The sequence below is a fragment of the Mesorhizobium sp. M0522 genome (genome assembly GCF_040321085.1).
Classification (GTDB): Bacteria; Pseudomonadota; Alphaproteobacteria; order Rhizobiales; family Rhizobiaceae; genus Mesorhizobium.
Genome location: NZ_JAMYQW010000002.1, coordinates 107150 through 122931 on the forward strand (window position 1 = coordinate 107150; position 15782 = coordinate 122931).

Genomic DNA, 15782 nt, shown 5'->3' on the forward strand with positions numbered 1-15782 from the left:
TCACCTCCCCGCCACCACGGCAAACTGTGCCGCTACCCTTCGCAGCCGGACGGCGATCGGCATGCTCATATGCCGAACCGCCGCCGGATCGCTGAGCGCCGTCCATATCGCCTTGAGCGGGGATCGCGCCTTGATGTGCTGGACCAGCGACAGGAATGATGCCGCCCGGCGCAGGCTGCGAGCGCGCCTGGCGAACGCCGCCTCGGCCGCAGCATCCATGGAATGGGTCGCGGCGAAGGTGGCATCGGCCCTGCGCATCGCCTCGACGTGATGAAGTTCGAGCACCCGGGAGATGGAGCCGGTGCGAATGTGGTAGATATAGCCCGTCGTCGGCTCGACCACGCATTTGCCCCCCTTGGCCAGAGCACTGGCCAGGAGGATATAGTCTTCGCCAATGATCAGGCTTTCATCGTAACGCAGCCCGTTCTCGTTCAGGAACCGGCGCTGGAAGATCGGCTTGAGGTAGCCGAGATTGAACCTCGATTCGAAGAGGACATTGCCGCCGATGAAATCCGCCAGCGAGATTGAACCGAGCCCTTCCAGATAGTCGGCCGGGAACATCGTCTCTTCGGCAACGCCATCCTCGCGAACGACCTGCAGATTATCGACCGCGATCTCGGCGCCCGCTTTCTCCGCGCGTTCGATCATGGTGCAGATTCGCCCGGGATAGACCGCGTCGTCCGAATCTAGGACCGCGACCCACCTGCCGCGGGCAAGCTCAAGGCCCGCATTCCTGGCGCCGCCGGGGCCACGGTTTTGCTCGAGCGCGACAACGCGTACGATGTCTTCGGGGTAGGATCTCGCCAGGTCGAGCGTCCGGTCGCGCGACTTGTCGTCGACGACGATGACCTCGACGCTGATATTGCGCTGGGCGACGGCGCTGGCAATCGCCCGATCGATGGTCGCCTCGGCATTGTAGGCGGCAATCACGAAGCTCACGTCAGGCTGCACGCTTGCCCCCTTGCTCCGGCGAAGACAGGCCGTATTGGCGGATTTCACGAACCCCGACGAGGCCGCTGACGACGCCGACATGCATAATGCCGCGAAGCAGGCTGCGGTTCCGGCGTACGGGGTCGATGGCGACCGGAATTGCCGACAGGAAACTGTAGGCGGCCTTTGCCGCGGCAATGCCGACCTGCTTGAGCCGGGCAAGGCCGTGTGCGTTGCGCCCCAGAAGATGACCGTGCGTCTGCCCGACGCGGAACCGGCGGCGGCCGAGCCAGTCGAATGCCGCCCTGGCAGGTGGCACCGCTTCGTCGACCCAAGCCTCCGGCGAAAAGGCGATGCGGCCGCCGGCCTTGACCATCTGGTCGAAGAATTCCGTATCTTCGCCGCCGGTCTGGCCACGTGCCAGGCTGAAGCGCCGGCCGCGCAGGCTCTCAGCGCCAATCCTGAGCAGGACGTTGCAGGTGTAGCCGGTGCGGATTTCGCCGCTCACCCAGACCGGCAAGGTCGAGTGGAAATCGCCTTTGCGCATCCAGGCGGGCGCATCCGGCAGGTAACGGGCTTGCACCGGCCCAAGCACCGTCGCAGCACCTGTTGCTTCCGCCGTCGCCACCAGTTCGGCAAGCCAGCCAGCGGTGGCCGTCTCGTCGTCGTCGATAAAGGCGACGAAATCCGCCGCACTGGTATCGAGGCAAGCGTTGCGCGCGATCGAGATGTTGCGGGCCGGGGCGTGCCGGTAGGTCACCGGCAGCTTCAACTCCCCCGCCAGCTTGGCGACCAGCGTTTCGGCCGTCGGCGTATCGTCGTTGTCGGCGATGACGATACCGACGTCGAACCCCGCGGGCATGTCCATGGCCGCTATGGAGCGAAGCGTGTCGGCAAGCTCCGGCCGGCGGAATGTGCAGACGCAGATATCGATGCTTCGATTTTTCCTGACCGGGTCCATCACGCTACCCCGCGCTGCGGTCGCGGTGCGAGCAGTTGCAGCCAGAAACCGACCGACCAGCCGAAATGCATGATCATTGCCGAGACCCCGGCAAGCGCAATGTCGGCTTTGCGCTGGCTGACGGCGGTCCAAAAGCCGTAGCCGAGGCAGACCGACGCCCATAGCAAAAGCGGCACGGCCGCCAGCCAGTGGACGAAGGAAAAGGCGGCGAGAAGAACCACGGGGAACACCAGAAGCGGCACCATCTGCCGGATCTTCGGGATCATGCGGTGCTTGAGAACGTTCTTCGCCCGGCCACGGCCATAGCCGAGATATTGAAAATAGAGGCCCTTCAGCGAGGAGCGCGGGTAGTAGACCATTTGCGTCTTGCCGGTCATCCAGATACGGTAGCCGGCCTGGCGGAGCCGATAGTCGAGTTCGGCATCCTCATTGTGGCTGAAGGTTTCGTCATAGCCGCCGACCGCGGTGAAGGCCGATATCCGTATCAGTGCGTGGTGGCCATGATCGACCCATTCTCCCGCCGAAAGATGCCGGTGCTTGGAGCCGCCGGTGCCGAGCCTGGAGTTCTGCGCCGCTGCCGCTGCTTTCTGAACCATGCCGCTGCCACTGGTCAGCATCGAGACGACGACCGAATCCGCACCGGTGGCCTGCGCTTCTTCGACCAGCCGGTCGCAATAATCCGCAGGATAGCCGCCATGCGCGTCGATGCGAATGAGATAGTCGACGCCTTCCCCGAACCTGGCGACGGCGAGATTGATTGCCGCGCTCTGCAAGCGCTTTTCATTGTGCAGCAGGATCACCCGCTGATCTTTTGCGGCGATGTCCGCGACGATCGTCCTGGTGCCGTCCGTGCTGCCGCCATCGGCAACGATGATCACGGCGTCCAGCCTCTCGGCCGCAGGGCGGAGCTCTCGAAGCAACGCGCCGATATGGGCCGCTTCGTTCAGGCACGGAACCACGATCATGCAGGATGGAATTTCGGTTTGCGTCATCGGCAGTCCTTCTATGCCAATGCTTCGGCAGCATATGGACCGGGAGCCGCAGTCAGCCCGCGGAGCTTTTCGACGAGCGCCCGGCAATCGGCGCGGTCGTAGCTCCAGGTGCGCGGATTGCGGGCGAGAACACGCGCCCTCAATGTCTCGAACCGATGCTGCTCCATCGTGCCGACGGCGGCTTCGAGCGCCTCGGGCGTGGCTTCTGGCAAAAGAACCCCTATGCCTTGCCGGTCGAGGAACCGGCCGGTTTCGGTGGCTCCCATCGAAATCGGCACGGCTCCGAAGCGGCAGCCCTCATAGAGCCGGTTGGGCAGCAGCCATTCGGAGTTCAGGCCCTGCTCAAAAAAGTCGATGGCCCAGGAAAAGTGAACCTCGCGGTAGATCGCCGCCATGTCCTCGGGATTGCGGTAGGGCCCGCCAAACGAGAGCCAGGGTTCCGATTCGACAAAACCGTGGAAATCGGGAAATTCGGACAGCGCCGGGCGGCCCCTGAGGACGATTTCAAAGCGGCCGTCGAGGCGGCGCGAAAATTCGGCCAGAAGCTCCAGGGAACGGCGGCAGCGGAGCGCCCCGAACCAGCCGATCCGCCAAGGCGGCGCTACGGGGTTCTCCGGCGCCGCGCGGTCATCCAGCGAGGCCGCGGCTGGCTCGAAATACTTGTTTTCGAGCAGTTCGACCGGGGCGGCAATCTGTCCGAACGGCTTGAAATAGTTGGCGATGAAGGCCGGAGAGCTGGTCACCAGAAGCTTCACATCCCTGGCCAGGAAGCGTTCTGCGCCGCGCATCGCCCAGCCCAGCGGATCGTCGCGAAGCAGCAGGCGATGGATATCCAGGCACTCGTAGACGATCGGCACCGTTGCCTGGAAAGCCGACCTGGCGCGGCGGGCAAGCGCCAGCATTTCCAGATTGCGCGCGATAATGAGGTCGGGCCGTGGCATTGAGCCCAGCTTCGAGCCGGTCGAGACGACTGCCTTCATGATCGCGGCCAGACGTTGGGCGAATCGGCCATCACGAGTCGGGCCGAGATCGATCGGCTGCAAGCCCTCGACATCAGCAACTGCGCTTGCCGTACGACGAAAGCCCGCCAGCGTAACCTGGGCGCCGCCTGCCTTGAGCATTATGATCCGCCGGCGCACTGCCGGGTCGGAGACGTCGTGTACCAAGTACAAGACATGCAGCATGAAAACTCGACCGCTGTTGGCCCGCCCGCAACAATGCTAGTACAGCTCTTGCTGCATCGCAACATTTTTGGTTGCAGCGTAGCAAAGATCCCCGTTTTTTGTTGCACTGCAAAATCGATGGGTTAATCTCGCTCTGCTTGGGCCACATGGACCGCGCGTTGGCCTGCCATCGGGCTGCGCGCCAATAATCACGACGCGAGGACCATCCTTGGCGTGCAGCATTTTCGGCCAACCCGCCTGCAATCCGCCCTTCGCACCCGTCGATGGAAGCACGGGACTACTCACGAAATGAGGTCATTCCATGAAGATCGCGGTTGAAAACACCGTCTGCCTGAATACCGGGGATGCAGCGATTCTCCTGGCGATCCGCCATGTTTTCAAGACGATCGTGCAAGACGATATCCAGTTCTACGTCTTCGACAGCCAGCCGGAGGTGGCGGCGAGGCTCTACACGAAGAAAGAGTATCCTGATCTCGAATTCCACAAGCTGCTGTCGGAATCGCTGTTCCGCTACAAATATGGCAGCGGGCTGAAGAACCTGTTCAAGCCGATCTACAATCGGCTCGTCCTCAATGCCCTGCGGCGGTTCGGCATCCGCGGCGTTCTCGGGCGTTTGTTCAGCTCAAGCAATCGCCGTGGTCTCGAGATCTACAAAGACGCCGACCTCGTGGTCACGACAGGCGGAACCTATCTTGTCGAGACTTACAATCTGGAACGGCGACTCAATCAATTCCGGATCGACGCGATTCTGGGCAAGGACCCCGTCTTCTTCACGCAATCGCTCGGCCCGTTCAACAAAAGTTACAATCGCCAGGAGTTGAGCCCAATCTTCGATCGGAGCCCGCTCATCCTGCTGCGCGACGAACGTTCGCGAGGCCACATTGTGGACATGGTGAAAGACCCCGGCAAATGCCACGTCGTGGCCGACGCCGTCTTTGCCCTGGCCGACACCGACAGGATCGGAAAAATTCTGGCCTCCGGCCAGTCGGCGACCGTCACCGGCCGCGTCGCCATTTCCGTCCGTCACTGGAACTATGTCAGCGACGGCGAGGGCGGCATGCGCCGCTACATCGACTCGATCCGCGCGATCGCGACCATCCTGGTCAGGGACCACGCCAAGGAGGTCACCTTCGTCTCCACCTGCCAGGGCGTGCCGGAATACGCCCATGATGATTCCAAGACGGCGCGGGCTATCGTTGCCGAACTCGATCCGGAGATCGCCAAGCATGTCAGCGTGGACGCTTCGTTCCACACGCCGGAGCAACTGATGGCACTGGTGAAAGGCTTCGACTTCGTTGTCGCAACGCGCATGCACATGATGATCATGTCGCTCTGCGTCGGCACGCCGGTGCTGCCGATCGCCTATGAATTCAAGACCAAGGAACTCGCCAAGCGGATCGGCGTCGCCGACCTGCTGCTCGACATCGACACGGTGACGCCCGAGGAAGCGAGCGAGAAGCTCGGCAGACTTACCGCCAATCTCGACCTCTATCGCAGGACGAGCCTTCAGGCAGTGCTTGAGGAGCATGCGTCGGCGATGTCGGCAGGTGAGCTTTTGAGGCCGGTGATTGCCGGCCTAGCGGGCGTTGCGCATGGCGCTGGAAAGCGTGGTGAACAGGGCGCTGCGCGACTGGCGAAGGGCAAGCATGAGGACCAGGCCGATCGAATAATTGAGGGCAACCGCCAGGACCACCGCGAGCAGGTCTGACTGGCCGGTCAGCGATGCCGGCAACTCGCGGTAGACGGACCAGGCAAGCAGCGACGACGCGATGAAAAGTCCCTGCATGACCAGGAAGTCGGCTGCGGTCACCGGGCCGACCCGGTGGACAAGAACGGCAAGCACCGGGACGCGCAGCACATAGCCGCTGATCGCATAGGCCGCCGCGACACCGACGGCGCCCCAGTGCAGGCCGATGATGAAGGCGGCGACCGTCGTCAGCGACGAGTAGATGCCCCAGTGGAACATGGTCTTGGTCTTGCCCTGGCAGATGAAGATCCAGCCGGTGGTGCTCGAGACGGACTGGATCAGGCTGGCGATGCCCAGCCAGGCGAAGATCGGCGCCACCGCTGTCCAGCGCTCGCCGAAGAGAAGCCCGACGACCTGGTCCGACGTCAGCGTCAGCGCCGCGATGCCGGGCATAGTGATGGCCGCCAGCATCCAATTGGTTCGCACATAGATGTCGCGAAACCGCGCCTTGTCCTCATGGATGCGGCTCAGCAGCGGCACCATCACGCGTGTCAGCGGCTGGTTGATGTTCTGCAGCGGAAACAGCAGGAGCTTGTAGGCGCGGTCATAATAGCCGAGCTCGATCGCGCCCGAATATTTTCCGATCAGGATGTTGTCGAGATTGCGCGAGAAGAAGTTGGCCAGATTGAAGCCGGTCAGATTGGCGCCGAAGGACAATATGTCGGTATCGACCTTCAGGTCCGGCCGCGACGGCGTCCAGCGCGCCACCTGCCATGCCGCGGCCAGCGCGACAACAGCCGATACCGCAGGGCCAATGACCAGCGACCAGTAGCCCAGCCCCGCATAGGCGGCGATTGCGGTAGTCGCAAGTCCGGCAGCAGCGGTTATCACGTCGTTCAGCGCGAGCTGGCCAAAGCGCAAGTGACGGTTCATCAGCGCCAGCGGCACCGCGGCGAGGCTGCCAAGCAGCAGCGGCAAGGCAGAGCCGATGGTGATCCCCACCATGCGTTGATCGCCATAGAAAGCAGCGATGGCGGGCGCCAGGCATGCAACCACCACGGCACTGCCCATCCCCACCAGCGCACTGATCCAGAATACCTGGTTGAGCTGCTCGGTGCTGATATCCTTGCGCTGGACCACAGCCTGTTGCAGGCCAAGATTTTGAAGCAGCCCGACAAAGGCCACGATCGGCCCGACGGAAGCCACCAAGCCGAAATCCTCGGGCACGAGCAGACGGGCAAGCACGATGACGGAGAGAAACTGGATCGCCATCTTGAAGCCTTGCGCGCCGATCGTCACCATGCCGCCGCGCAGGGCGACGCGACCGAACTGGGGGGGCGGGTTGGCGTTCATGCCGGCTGCCTGGCTTCGGCCAGTTGAGCAACGATCTGCGCAAAACGTTCGTTGAGTACGTCCGCGTTGAAATCCTGCTCGATCTTGCGGCGCGCCGCACGTGCGATGCGCTCGCATTTGTCCGGGTTCTCGGCCACCCAGACAAGCTTGCGGGCCAACGCCGCAACGTCTCGCTCCGGTGCGAGGAAGCCTGTCTCCTGATCCTCGATCAGTTCGGGAATGCCCGAGTGATAGGTGCTGACGACGATCAGCCCGGCGGCCATAGCCTCCATCAGCGCCACCGGAATACCCTCGAGATCGCCGTCTCGCGCGGCAACGCTAGGCAGCAGGAATACGTGGGCATTGCGCAGGCGCTGCTTGACCTCGGCGTGCGGACGCGGCCCGAGGAAAGTCACCCGGTCGGCAATGCCGAGATTTGCGGCGAGCTTCTTCAACTCTTCCAGCAATTCGCCGCCGCCAATCACCGAATAGACCCAGTCGCGCCGCGGCAAGCTGGCGAGCGCCTGAAGGGCGAATTCGATGCCCTTCTTTTCGGTCAGCCGGCAGACCGAGATGAAGGACAGCGTGTCCCGGTCCCAGGAACGCCAATGGTAGCCGATCTCACCGGGCCGCACGCCCATATGGTGAACCATGACTTGCGCGGGGGGTGCGCCGACGCCGATCAGGGCGTCGCGGAAAAACGCGTTCACCGGGAGCTGGAGAACGCCCTTGTCGAAGATAACCTTGTAGCGCGTGAGCGTGTTGTCATGCAGCGGTTCGCCGACATCGCGGCCGTGGAATATGGTCACCAAAGGAGCGGAAATCCGGCCTCGTTTCATGGCGCGGGCGACGCGCATGCCGTTATTGCCGAAATGCGCGACGATCACATCGGCGTTCTGCAATTTGCGCGCAAAAGCGATGTCGATAGCGGTCGAGAGCTTATCCCAGAACCTGCCCGACCATCTCCTGAGCGTCGGGCGAAAGCGCCCCAGCCCGCCCCACCAGCAGACGACCTTGCCAGGGAGAGCCTGCCAGCGGCGATCGTCGATGTTGCTGTCCTTGCCGAAGGACGTCTCGTTGCAGACGACGCCGACTTGCATGCCGCGCTCGAGGCACCCTTCTATCTGGTCGAGGACGAAGGTCTCCGACAAAGAGGGGAACTTATCAACTACGAAGCAAATCTTCATCGGATGGACGATCTGTCGAGGCCGGTCGGCGATCTGCTCGCGCGGATGAGGGCTGACGCCCGTCGCCACCGTGCGAGGCGCCTCAAGCGTCTGGTGTTGTGCGTGTCGTTGTCGCAAGGCAGCTCCCACCCCGGTCAGGCGCGAGAGCCGGCTTTTGGGCAACGTGCATGGTTTTGGACGAAATGCATCAGGCGGCACGCTCCAGCGCGCCTTGCCTGGCGTTGTCGAGAACGCGGAGGAAGGTCGCGAACTGGCTGTCGGGGTTCATTTGCGGCCGCTCCGAAAACAGCTGCGCCGCCGCCGACAGCCGATCGTACTCGGCCTTGTCGCTCCATAGTCGCCTGACCGCGGCGACCCAGTCGTCGAGCGGTGCGTCATAGTCGAGCACCACGCCGCCGGCGCCAATCGCTTCCGGCAGGCCGCCGCGACGGGACCCGACGACTGGAATGCCGCTGCAATGGGCCTCGGATGCCACCCGCCCCCAGGCCTCTTCCCATTTGCTGGGCGCCAGCAGAATCTTGGTGCGGCCATAGACGGTCTTCATGTCGCTAGTGCGGCTTTCCAGCCTGACGTTGCGCAGCGGCGCGATGATCTGTTCGATCTGCGCCCGATGGTCGTCGTCGAGCTTCCAGCTTTCGACGAACAGGAACGGGATTTCGGGGCATTGGCCGGCGATGCGCACGGCGAGTTCGAACCCTTTTTCATTGTAGGGATTGATCAGCGTGACGAATTCACCGGTGGTCGGCGTGCTGTAGAGCCCGGGATTGATGGTCGGCGGGATCACGGTCGAATCGATGCCGAACCTTTCCTTATAGGTGCGCGCAGTGAATTCGGAGTTGGCGATATAAAGCGCCGAATGCAATTCGCGCAGGTCGCCGGCCAGTTCGTGGAATTCGACGTTCCGCAGATAGACCACCAGCGGCACGCCGAGTGCCTGCAGCGCCTTTCCGATCGGCACCGATTTGTGGCACTGCACGACGGCGACATCGGGATCGAGCCGTTCGACCGCGAAGCGCGCCGCCTCCCAGGGAAACCATGCCCGCACGACCGGATAGCCGGGATAGCTGTCGATGACCGCTCGCTGACGAAGCAGCTTCATCTTGGCGCGCGCCTTGAAGCCGAACATGCCGTCACCGAACAGCGCCGCCAGAACCGAGGCGTCATGACCGTGCTCGCGCAGCTGCTCGACCAGATGGTGCGTGCTCGACTGAACGCCACCGCTGAACTGCGGTGTGTAGCCGTTGCCGCCTGCAAACAGAACTTTCATGGACCTGGCTCCTTGCTGGACCGCCCTAGCGTCACGCCGCCATTCTGCCGATGCTGTGGTATTCGATGCCGTGGCGGGCGATGACCTTGGGGTCGTAGAGATTGCGTCCGTCGAAGATGACGGGCGTGGTCAGCGCGTTCTTCAGCGCATCGAAGGACGGCGCGCTGAAGCTCTTCCACTCGGTCACGATCAAGAGCGCGTCGGCGCCTCGCAGCGCGGCCTCCTTGGTGCCGCACAGTTGCAGGTCGTCGCGCAGCCCGTAGATCGCCTGGCATTCCTGCATCGCCTCCGGATCATAGGCCTGCACATTGGCACCGGCGGCCCAGAGCGCTTCCATCAGCGTGCGGGCCGGGGCCTCGCGCATGTCGTCGGTATTGGGTTTGAAGGCCAGGCCCCACAGCGCAAAGGTCTTGCCTTTGAGATTGCCCTTGAAATAGCGGTCCACCTTCTCGAACAGGACCGACTTCTGCTGGTTGTTGCGCTCCTCGACGGCACGCAGCAGCTTGGCGTCGAACTTGACGGCCTCGGCGGTCTTGATCAGGGCACGCACATCCTTCGGGAAGCACGAGCCGCCATAGCCGAGGCCCGGATAGATGAAGTGGTAGCCGATCCGCGGGTCGCTGCCGATGCCCTTGCGGACCTCCTCGATGTCGGCGCCCAGTTGCTCGGCCAGGTTGGCCATTTCATTCATGAAGCTGATCTTGGTCGCCAGCATGCAATTGGCCGCGTATTTGGTGAACTCGGCACTGCGCACATCCATCACGATCATCTTTTCGTGGTTGCGGTTGAACGGCGCGTAGAGCTCGCGCATCACCGCCTCGGTGTCCTCGTTGCTGGTGCCGACGATGATCCGGTCGGGCTTCATGCAGTCGCTCACAGCAGACCCTTCCTTGAGGAATTCCGGATTGGAGGCGACATCGAAAGCGAGATCCTCGCGCCCGCGCGCCTTCAGCGTTGCGGCGATCCTGGCCTTTATCCTTTCGCAGGTGCCGACGGGCACGGTCGACTTGCCGACGACGATCTTGGGCTCGTCCATCTCACGACCGATGGCCTCGGCGACGGCCAGCACATATTTGAGGTCGGCCGAACCATCCTCGCCCGGCGGCGTGCCGACGGCGATCATCTGGATCTGGCCATGCTTGATCGCCGCGGCGGCGTCGGTGGTGAACTTGATGCGGCCGGCGGCATGGTTCTCCTTGACCATGTTTTCGAGCCCCGGTTCGAAGATCGGGACATGACCCTGGTTGAGCCGCTCGACCTTTTTTGCATCGATGTCGACACAGACCACCTGATGGCCGACTTCGGCAAGCACCGCCGCCTGTACAAGACCGACATAGCCGATTCCAAAGACAGTCAAATTCATTCGGTTTCATTCCTGTTCAAGGTTTCGGGCCTTTTCGAGCTTCGGGTTTCCGACCACCTTCGGCCCGGCCGGTTCAGATGCGCTTCTAGTTGGTGTTGCATGCCAGCGATTCGGGGAATTGGCAGGGCTGGCCAAGTGCGGTGAATGCAACGCGATCCACCTGCATGGTGAGCTTGCGGCCCGGATCCGAGAACGGCCCCATCCAGCCCTTCATCGTATCGCTGCCCCACAGGCTGAAATAAATCCTTTGCGAATGGGTAGGCAGCTTCGCCGGATCGGTGATCTCGTGGACAAGCTTGCCGTTGACGTACCAGCGCAGCCGGTCCTTTTCCCAGACGAAGGCGTAGTCGTTGAAGGCCTTGTCGGTGCCGCCGGCGACGTCGACCAGTTTCTCGTTCTTGCCTTTGCCGGCTATGTAGGCGTTGACCTGAACCTTGGACGTGTCCTTGGTCAGCACCTCGAAGTCGATTTCATCATGCGGCTGCTTGTCGGCGTCGCCGACGAAGCTGAAGAATGCCGCGTTGACGCCGGAGCCCGTGTCGGTCTTCATCCGCGCCTCATAAGTGCCGTAGCCGAAGCGCTGCTTGGTCTGGATCTCGGCGCAGGCGAATTCGCGATCCTTCAGCTTGCGCTTCTCCAAACCGAGCGTCAGCATGCCGTTGGAAAGCCCGATCAGGCTTTTGGACCAGGTACAGTTTTGATGCTTGCCGTTCGTCCAGCCGTCGGAAATGTACCAGCGCGCGCGACTGAGGCTGGTGAAATCATCGACAAAGGACGGCGCGGTTGGGAGATCCTGGGCGCGCACGGGGACCAGGCCCGCAACCATGCTGCCGAGAACGACCAGCAGAAACGCGCCGTCTGAACGGAGCCGCTGCAGCTTGCCTGGGATCGGGCGCGTGAACGGGGTGCCGCGGGTTGCCGGGGCGGACGTGCTTTTAGGATCTGTATTCATATCAAACTCACCTTGTGCTGTGCGCCCCCAAAGCGATCGTTCGAACCGTGACGAAACAACCTGATCTTGACCTCCGTCGCTCCAAGCTCCGTGTTGTGCGTAAAACCATTGCGCCGACCCGGGGTGTTCGCTCAGCCTGTGCCGGAATCGGCGGGCTTCACAAAATCGGTCCTTATGTCGGGACCGTTCTGCCGCTTCTCCTCGAAGATTTCATCCAGCGAATGACGGAGATCCTTCATCATCTGCATCTGGCGCGACAGCGCTGCGATGCGCCGCTCGCAATTCAGGATCGACCTGGTCAGTTCGCCGACTTCGGAAGACCTGCGAGAGGAGACCGCTCCGTTCTCCATGGCCTCGACCAGAAAAGCGGCATTGGTAGCCGTTGTCCTGTAGCGGTTCTCAAGGCCGCTCTTCTCCGCCTCGACTTCGGCCGCGATCTGGTCCAGCAGCTTTGCCAACCGATCGAGGCGCGAGGTGTCGGTCTGCGTGTCGCGCGCCGGATCTCTCGATCGGAAGCGAAAGATCGAGGCCATGCAGTCAGCGCCCCATCATCGTCGAGCTGGTGAACGGCCTTAGTGCCCGTCCACATTCAAAAGACATTTCTTGCATCGTCCAGCTCCTCCGACAGGGTATGTCTCGGGCCAGTTCGGTTGGCCGTCCAAAATTGCTGCACCGCAACATAGATTGCCATTCCCTGCGCGGATAGGCAACCACCTAGATCGTAAACTCATGAATCTCGTTGAAACGGTCCGAGCCGACCGAAGGGTAAGGGAGTAGCTACCGCCGTCGCACGTTGACGGGCCTAGCTTTCGCTGGCCGTGCTGGTTCCGGCCATGAGGAAGCGCAGCGGCGGCACATGCTGACGCTTCGCGGCGAGGCCGGCGCGGCGAAACAGCGCATCCAGCTTATCGGAGGCGACGCCGCGGACGACGGCTGTGAGGTTGGACGAGCCGGCCAAGGCGTAGGCCGCGGCCGGCGCCAGCCCGCGCTCAGCCTTCACGTCTAAAAACTTCCGCAACCGGTATTTGTCGCGGATGTGCCGCTCGTGCCTTCTCAGCGCAGCCTTCGATGCCTCCGGCAAACTGTCGATCGCAAGCAGTGCCAGGTCGGCATCGGCCAGATGCTTCAGGTCCTGGGTCTTGTGCCGTCCGCTCAGCGAATCGGCGCGCACGATCGCGCCGTAGCCACAGGATTTGATGACCTTGAAGCGCGCGCCATGGGCAACCGCGCGCGCATAGAGTTCATAGTCTTCACCCAGGCGCAGCTTCTCGTCGTAGCGCAGCCCATGCCGATCGAGAAAGGCGCGGCTGATCACCGGCTTGAGGAAGCCCAGTTCCCCGCGTTGCACACGGCGCCTGGAGATGTTGGCGTCGATGAAACCCTCGAAATCGAGGAATTCCGGCTCGGGCGAGAACGGTGGAGCAACGATTTTCGAAACGTCGGTTGCCGCGTCATCCCTGACAAGCATGATGTTGTCTGCGGCGAAATCCCAATCGGTGCTGGCGAACAGTCTGTGAAACCTGCCTTCGAAAAAGAAATCATCAGCGTCCAGAATGCTGATGAACGGCGACCTGGAACCGGCTATCGCGGCGTTGCGTGCAAAGGATGGGCCGCGATTGACGTCGAAGCGGATGACGGAAAGGCGGCCCGTGCCGTCGCCGGCCGCGTGGGCGACTTTCGCGGTATCGTCGGTAGACGCGTCGTCGACGACGACAACTTCCGCAACCTCAGGCTCGCGTAATGCCGATGCAATGGCAGCCGGGATTGTCCGCGCCGCATTGCGGGCGGCGATGATCACGCAGACCTGGAATGATGTCATGAACATGCCTCTCGATTGCAGAAGTCGTTGCGGATTTCCTCGCCCCGTCCGCTCAATGCCCCACCGCCCATTCTGAAATGCATCGGCCCAAACGCCTATGCTGCAAGTGCGAAGCAAGCATCGCCAAAATCATCGGCGCCGTCCAGTTTTTCATTTTGCTGGGTGTCATGGCCCGGTTGGGCAGGCGGCGAGCCTCAATCGGGATAGCTCCAGAAATGCGCCGCTTGGCAGAGCCGTTCCTACACGCTCCATCAGAGCGCTCGACTGGCAGAAACCAGTTGCTGATCCTCGCCGACCGGACGGCGGCGGGGCGGAGCGAGCGCGTCGAGGCCCGCAGTGTCAAGGAATTGAAAGAACAGGAATGCCGACTGCCGGTGTTGTTGAGGCGAGCAATTCGTCAGAGGACCGGCGAGCTTAACCACAGGTCACATGGACATCGCAGACCGCGGCCAGGCCCGAAATCAGTGAAGGCCTCTCCTGGCGCTGAGTTTCTCGCCTTCGGCCGCTTCGTTCGAACTCAGCTTTCGTTCAGCGTCGCGAATTTTGTCGGCCGGGGTCGGGGCATTTCTGGCGACCATGGCAAAGACCAGCAGAAAATAACCCAGTTGGATGACTATGGCACAGCCGATGACGCGAAACAGCGTCGTACCGAGCGAGGCGCCGCCCAAATAGGACCAGACGATCACGATCGCCAGCGCAAAACACATTCCGATAATGAACTTTGGCAGTGACATACCCGATAGCCCATCAACCGGCTCGGGAAAAAATGTCGACAAGCCCACCCCGAGCACCTCCCTTAAACTCTGCGAGCTTATTTAGGTTGCCCGCGTCTGGCCGGTTGCTTCCGGCCTAGCCCAATCTGTCCATAGTCCGACAGAAACAATTTACAACTCTATTGAGCCGCGCAATAGGCGGCAAGGGCAGCTGCGGAATAATTTTGAACGAATCCTCGGGATCGACTCTGCCATGGTGCAATGCACACATTGGCATCACCACTGATTGCCGGATATCGACCAGCTCCAGTAGCATTTACAATATTGACTAGTAATTTGTCATAACATCAGTCGTTTTTTTGAAATTCTAAATGACGGCGAAGCTCCATTGCAGGGTATAAAGAGCGATTCGCCTAAAATCAGCCTCAAAATTGGACTAGCTTTTCCAAAATTGCCCATAATCTGTCTCTTTTGTGACATAAAGGCGAAATTTTGTGCAGGACGAGTTTATTATTTAGTCAGTTCATGACGCGACTATTACAGCCGTCTGGGAAATTGTGTGTTGCGCTGCAACATTTTTTTGGTATCGTGCGGTAAACCATCCGTTCAACGTATGGAGTTTACGCATGAGGGACGTAGCCAAGCCGGCCGACGCGGATTTTTCGCAGGCCGGCGTCGATTTTCCGCCACCGATTGGCGGCCTGCTCAAACGCAGCTTCGATATTGCCGGTTCGCTGATCGGCCTGGTCGCTCTCAGCCCGCTGTTCGTAATGATAGCGCTGCTTGTCAGGTTTTCCGATGGCGGGCCGATTTTCTATGGTCACAGCCGAATCGGCCGCGGAGGACGGATTTTTCCGTGCCTCAAGTTCCGCACCATGGTTCCAGACGGCGAGCGGGTGCTTGCTGCCTATCTCGCCGCGAATCCGGAGGCCAACGCCGAATGGATAGCGACCCGCAAGTTGAAGAACGACCCGCGGATCACGCGCGTCGGAGCGGTGCTGAGGAAGCTCAGCCTCGATGAGTTGCCGCAGATCATCAACATCCTGCAGGGGGATATGAGCCTGGTCGGGCCTCGTCCCGTGGTGCGCGATGAGCTGGAGATATATGGCAATTCGGCCGTCTATTACCTGAAATCGCGCCCCGGCCTCACCGGGCTTTGGCAGGTCAGCGGACGCAACGATGTTTCGTATGACAGCCGCGTCGCATTCGACAGGCACTATGTCGAGAACTGGTCGATGTTCGAAGACATTCGCATCATCATCAAGACCGTACCTGCGGTCTGGATGTCGCGAGGCTGCTACTGACGGCCGCTTGCTGGCCGTGCATCGAGGAGCGACTGTCCAGAATTCGGGCCCGGAACTCAGGCCCCTAACTCAGGCATCGGCAGCTCATCGG

Annotated in this window: 13 protein-coding genes and 1 pseudogene; 2 read left to right on the top strand and 12 right to left on the bottom strand. The window is 61.6% G+C overall.

Annotated elements, in window-relative coordinates; genetic code table 11:
- The 4 genes from NKI58_RS03275 to NKI58_RS03290 are packed head-to-tail and all read right to left on the bottom strand — an operon-like array spanning nt 1 to nt 4067.
- Entirely contained in the window at nt 1-951 is a 951-nt protein-coding gene (locus NKI58_RS03275; RefSeq protein WP_352681431.1) for a glycosyltransferase family 2 protein, read from the bottom strand.
- Complete coding sequence (locus NKI58_RS03280) at nt 941-1891, bottom strand: glycosyltransferase family 2 protein (RefSeq protein WP_352782159.1); 951 nt, start codon at nt 1889-1891, stop codon at nt 941-943. The genes NKI58_RS03275 and NKI58_RS03280 overlap by 11 nt, the downstream gene beginning before the upstream one ends.
- Nucleotides 1891-2883 (bottom strand): glycosyltransferase family 2 protein, encoded by a 993-nt coding sequence (locus tag NKI58_RS03285; RefSeq protein WP_023676317.1) that lies wholly within the window; start codon nt 2881-2883, stop codon nt 1891-1893. Before NKI58_RS03285 ends, NKI58_RS03280 begins: the two co-directional genes overlap by 1 nt.
- An 11-nt stretch (nt 2884-2894) precedes the next feature.
- The gene (locus tag NKI58_RS03290) at nt 2895-4067 is read right to left on the bottom strand and encodes a glycosyltransferase family protein (protein WP_352645380.1); all 1173 of its coding nucleotides are present in this window, start codon (nt 4065-4067) and stop codon (nt 2895-2897) included.
- 301 nt (nt 4068-4368) lie between these two features.
- Here NKI58_RS03290 and NKI58_RS03295 point away from each other — a divergent pair.
- A pseudogene (locus NKI58_RS03295) lies at nt 4369-5421 on the top strand (polysaccharide pyruvyl transferase family protein); the annotation flags it as partial.
- A 222-nt stretch (nt 5422-5643) separates the two neighbouring features.
- On the opposite strand, the gene NKI58_RS03300 reads toward NKI58_RS03295, so the two are convergent.
- The 8 genes from NKI58_RS03300 to NKI58_RS03335 form a co-directional block, all read right to left on the bottom strand.
- Nucleotides 5644-7107, bottom strand: coding sequence for a lipopolysaccharide biosynthesis protein (locus NKI58_RS03300; RefSeq protein ID WP_352697114.1), 1464 nt, complete (start codon nt 7105-7107; stop codon nt 5644-5646).
- Nucleotides 7104-8390, bottom strand: coding sequence for a glycosyltransferase (locus NKI58_RS03305; protein WP_352782162.1), 1287 nt, complete (start codon nt 8388-8390; stop codon nt 7104-7106). Before NKI58_RS03305 ends, NKI58_RS03300 begins: the two co-directional genes overlap by 4 nt.
- Before the next feature lie 70 nt (nt 8391-8460).
- On the bottom strand, nt 8461-9540 hold the full coding sequence (locus NKI58_RS03310; RefSeq protein ID WP_352448452.1) for a glycosyltransferase: 1080 nt from the start codon (nt 9538-9540) through the stop codon (nt 8461-8463).
- Nucleotides 9541-9571: 31 nt separating this feature from the next.
- Nucleotides 9572-10903, bottom strand: coding sequence for a UDP-glucose dehydrogenase family protein (locus NKI58_RS03315; RefSeq protein WP_352448451.1), 1332 nt, complete (start codon nt 10901-10903; stop codon nt 9572-9574).
- 85 nt (nt 10904-10988) lie between these two features.
- Nucleotides 10989-11855, bottom strand: coding sequence for an endo-1,3-1,4-beta-glycanase ExoK (gene exoK, locus NKI58_RS03320; RefSeq protein WP_502898357.1), 867 nt, complete (start codon nt 11853-11855; stop codon nt 10989-10991).
- A 131-nt stretch (nt 11856-11986) separates the two neighbouring features.
- On the bottom strand, nt 11987-12388 hold the full coding sequence (locus NKI58_RS03325) for a hypothetical protein (protein ID WP_352464384.1): 402 nt from the start codon (nt 12386-12388) through the stop codon (nt 11987-11989).
- 269 nt (nt 12389-12657) lie between these two features.
- Nucleotides 12658-13680 carry a glycosyltransferase family 2 protein gene (locus NKI58_RS03330; protein WP_352448449.1) on the bottom strand — a complete coding sequence of 341 codons (1023 nt, stop codon included), beginning with the start codon at nt 13678-13680 and terminating at the stop codon, nt 12658-12660.
- 455 nt (nt 13681-14135) lie between these two features.
- Nucleotides 14136-14465 carry an exopolysaccharide production repressor protein gene (locus tag NKI58_RS03335; protein ID WP_245274682.1) on the bottom strand — a complete coding sequence of 110 codons (330 nt, stop codon included), beginning with the start codon at nt 14463-14465 and terminating at the stop codon, nt 14136-14138.
- Between the two features lie 548 nt (nt 14466-15013).
- Here NKI58_RS03335 and NKI58_RS03340 point away from each other — a divergent pair.
- Nucleotides 15014-15691, top strand: coding sequence for a sugar transferase (locus tag NKI58_RS03340; protein WP_023717993.1), 678 nt, complete (start codon nt 15014-15016; stop codon nt 15689-15691).
- Nucleotides 15692-15782: the final 91 nt, after the last annotated feature.